The 3888-nt window shown below is 48.7% G+C and carries 2 protein-coding genes; one reads left to right on the forward strand and one right to left on the reverse strand.

The genetic code is table 11. The features are described from left to right. The coding region (locus HWQ67_RS14020) for a sensor histidine kinase (RefSeq protein WP_218253314.1) at positions 1–2305 on the forward strand (2305 nt) is incomplete at its 5' end. A 133-nt stretch (positions 2306–2438) separates the two neighbouring features. Here the strand turns inward: HWQ67_RS14020 and HWQ67_RS14025 are convergent. Next, the gene (locus tag HWQ67_RS14025) at positions 2439–3803 is read right to left on the reverse strand and encodes a bifunctional folylpolyglutamate synthase/dihydrofolate synthase (protein WP_218253315.1); all 1365 of its coding nucleotides are present in this window, start codon (positions 3801–3803) and stop codon (positions 2439–2441) included. Between the last annotated feature and the right edge of the window lie 85 nt (positions 3804–3888).

Below are 3888 nucleotides of genomic sequence, written 5' to 3' on the forward strand. Positions count from 1 at the left end.
ATTGATAATAATATCCGTAGTCAGCTCATTATATATATGCCTGTTTGGTGTCCCGTATACAAGCGTTGATGGTATCTACAACAAGGCTCTCAGCCAAATGGAGGACAACCTGGAGTCCTTTGCAGAGTTGAAAAAGCAGCAGGTTATGAAATGGATTTGGGAGCGCAGGAATGATACAAAATTAGCGTCCGAATCATTTTATATCACAAGCAGAATAGAAAGACTGCTTACAAAGATACAAGACCCCGGTACCCACAATGACCTTGCAGAGAGACTCAACGGGGAGGCGGAGTACAGAGAACTGACACAGTACCTTGAAAAAATGCAGGCCGCTTATTATGGGCAATATGAAGAGATATACATCACCGATGCAGCATCGGGTACTATCATTGTATCGACCAATGCAGGCGAGGTTGGCAGTCATGCCCACATAAAATGGCAAAACGGCCGAGATTCGTTGAGCCTGGTAAAATCCGCCCATAGCAGCGGCATTGATCTTGTCATCTCCCACCCTCTAAATATCTGCGCAGAAGCCAACACCCCCTGTATGAGCAGTGGATTTATAATTTACACACATGTCAACGTTCAAAACATCTTTTCGTCTGTCCTTTATGCCGGTTCCGGGTTAGGTAAAACCGCCGAGGTGATACTTGTAGACAAAGACGTAAGAATACTTATGCCTCTGAAGCATCATCCTGCTGCCAATGTGCTGGAGTATCGGATTAACTCTGTCCATGACATATTGGCCGCACGTGGCAATGAGGGGCTGATAGAGGCTGTCGATTATCGTGGCAGACTTGTGTTGGCGGCCTTCAGGCATGTACTCGTCACGCCGGAGATGGGCATTGGCATGATAGTCAAGGTTGACAAGGCAGAGTTGATGGCCCCGGTGATGAGTTCGGTTGTCTCTGCGATATGGATAATGGTACTTGGAGTGTTCATGCTTATAGCGATTACGTATTTGATATCGTTAAAGGTGTCAAGGCCGGTAGTGGAACTTATCAAGGCGGCTGAGAGTATCAAAGATGGCGACTTGAGTACCCGTGTCCCTGTCAACGTCTCCGGAGACTTGCAGACACTTGTCAGTACATTTAATGAGATGTTGACAAACATTGAATATCAGCAAAAAGCCACAGAGGCAGTTACAAATGAACTGAGGTTATCTGAAGAACGGTACAGGACAATTTTAAGTACCTCCGTTGATGGCTTTTGGATAGTGAATTTTGAAAGGAGGTTAGTGTTTGTAAATGAGGCGTATTGCAACATGAGTGGATATAGTCAGGAAGATTTATTGCAAATGGGAATAAATGATCTTGAAGTAATAGAATCACCGGAAGACACACAGAGGCGTCTCATAAAGATAATGAACGACGGATGTGACCGTTTTGAAACCAAACACAGATGTAAAGATGGCAGCATTATTGATATTGATGCAAGTGTCAATTTTATAAAACGCGATAATGTAATGTTTGCATTCCTCAGAGACATAACAGAGCGTAAAAGGCTGGAACGACAACTGAGAGAGTTAAACATGAATCTCGAATCCATGGCAAAAGAGGAGACCACAAAGCGACAGATGCAAGAACAAATGCTTATACAGCAATCCAAGATGGCCTCCATGGGGGAGATGATAGGCGTAATCGCCCACCAGTGGAAGCAGCCGCTGAACTCGGTAGGGATAATCGTGCAGGATATCAGGGATGCCTGGCAGTTTGGTGAGATTGACGAACAATATGTAAACGAAATGATTGCCTCAACAATGTCGCAGGTCAATTTTATGGGCAAGACGATAGATGACTTCAGGAACTTCTTCAAGCCTTCCAAGCAAAAGGTCAGCTTTGACGTGAAAACTGCCATAGAGGACTTAATTTCGATGTTTAAACCAGTATTTAACAAAAACAACATAACAATCAACCTGCAGGTTGAACATTCCATAAGCCTCGTGACGGATGGATATCCCAATGAGCTTAAGCAGGTGATGCTCAATATCCTCAACAACTCAAAGGACGCAATTATCGCCAGTAGAGCCACAAGTGATGGCCTGATTGAGCTTAAAATAGCCAATGACGAATCCGGCGCTCGGATCGTAATCGTAATCAGGGACAATGGCGGCGGTATTGCAGCAGAGGTAATCGACAGGATATTTGAGCCGTACTTTACCACGAAGGGGTCAGAGGGTACGGGGATCGGTCTTTACATGTCAAAGACGATCATCGAAACCAACATGGGTGGAGGTCTGACGGTCAGAAACGTTGACGGTGGTGCGGAGTTTACAATAGTGCTCATGCGCTGTGATGCGGTGTAAGCATGGTAACAATAATGGTAAGGAGGATATATGCCTTTTGTTAAGATGATAAGACATGGACAAGTTACTTTGCCTAAGAGGTTTAGAAAACAATCAGGGCAGGGCAATTGCATTTGACCGGAAGAGATTCACATTACATTTGCTTCCCCGTAGATTCCGTAAGACTCTTCAGAGATACTACCTCCCCTCCGATGACCTCCCTGGCATCGCCGACGGTATAGAACGATCCCGTAACTACGACGAGATCACCTGCCTGGTGCAACGTCCGGGCCAACGCAAGGGCATCCTGCAACGAGTCAGTCGTGTGAAACGCCCCCTTCATCTGCGGCAACATGGCCTGCGCAATGGCAAGGAGATGCCCTGCCCTCTCTGCACGGGGATAGTTGGCCGACGTGAAGATGACCGTGTGTGCTACGGGCAGGATTGGCGCTATGATGTTGTCCTTGTCCTTGTCCGCCATTGTCCCGATGATGAGGATGATCCGCAGAAAGGGAGCCTTGCCCTGCGGGGTGAGAAAGACGTCCTTCAACGTTGCCGCAAGATGCCTCATGGCATCTGGATTGTGGGCGCCATCGAGCAAGACGGGTACGCCGGCGAAGGAGGTCATTTCACATCTGCCCGGCCACACAACGCCATTTAATGCCCGACGTAAGGTGCCCCCATCCCCGACAAGATGCCCCTTGCGGCTGAGTACCTCCCATGCCCTGATGGCACAGGCTGCGTTTTCGGCCTGATGGGCGCCAACCAACGGAACTTCCACCCCCCTGCAGGTGCCATGGCCGTGGTAATCAAGGGTCGTACCATCGACGCCGACCCTCACATCGGAGACATCAAAGTCCCTGCCGTAGACGTCAAGAGTGCTGCTATGGTTTTGGGCGACTGCCGTGATCACCCCAAGGGCAACCTCATCACGGCATGTCGTGATAACATTTACGCCTGGCTTTATTATTCCAGCCTTTTCGGCTGCGATTTCTGCTATGCTATTGCCCAGGAACTCCTTGTGGTCTTCGCTGATGGAGGTAATGACAGTCAACTGTGGCGTGATTATATTTGTGGCGTCGTAGCGTCCGCCCATGCCTGTCTCAAAGACGACCCACCGGACACCCTGGCGCTTGAAGTACACAAAGGCCATGGCCGTTACGAACTCAAAAAACGTTATCCGTATTTGATGATGTTCGCTCAACGCCTCCCGTATTTCCTGAGTCAGCGACACCACTTCTGCCTCGGAAATCTCCACGCCGTCAACGCGTATCCTTTCGGTGAAGCGCACGAGGTGCGGGGAGGTAAACAGCCCCGTCTTAAAGCCTTCTGCCCCGAGGATAGCCGCTATCATGGCAGAGGTTGACCCCTTGCCGTTAGTTCCGGCCACGTGCACGGAGTAAAACGCCTGCTGCGGTTGCCCCAGGACCTCCGCAACGGTTGAAATGTTGGCCAGGCCCAGCTTGATCCCGTGCTTCTGCAGGCCATACAGGTAGCCTATTGCTTTATTGTAGCTCACAATTTAAGTGTGCCTGTATTCAGTATACTGAAGATACGCACACTTAAATTGTGAGCTACAATAAAGCAATAGGCTACCTGTATGG

The sequence above is a fragment of the Candidatus Magnetobacterium casense genome (assembly GCF_019173545.1).
GTDB classification, from domain to species: domain Bacteria; phylum Nitrospirota; class Thermodesulfovibrionia; order Thermodesulfovibrionales; family Magnetobacteriaceae; genus Magnetobacterium; species Magnetobacterium cryptolimnobacter.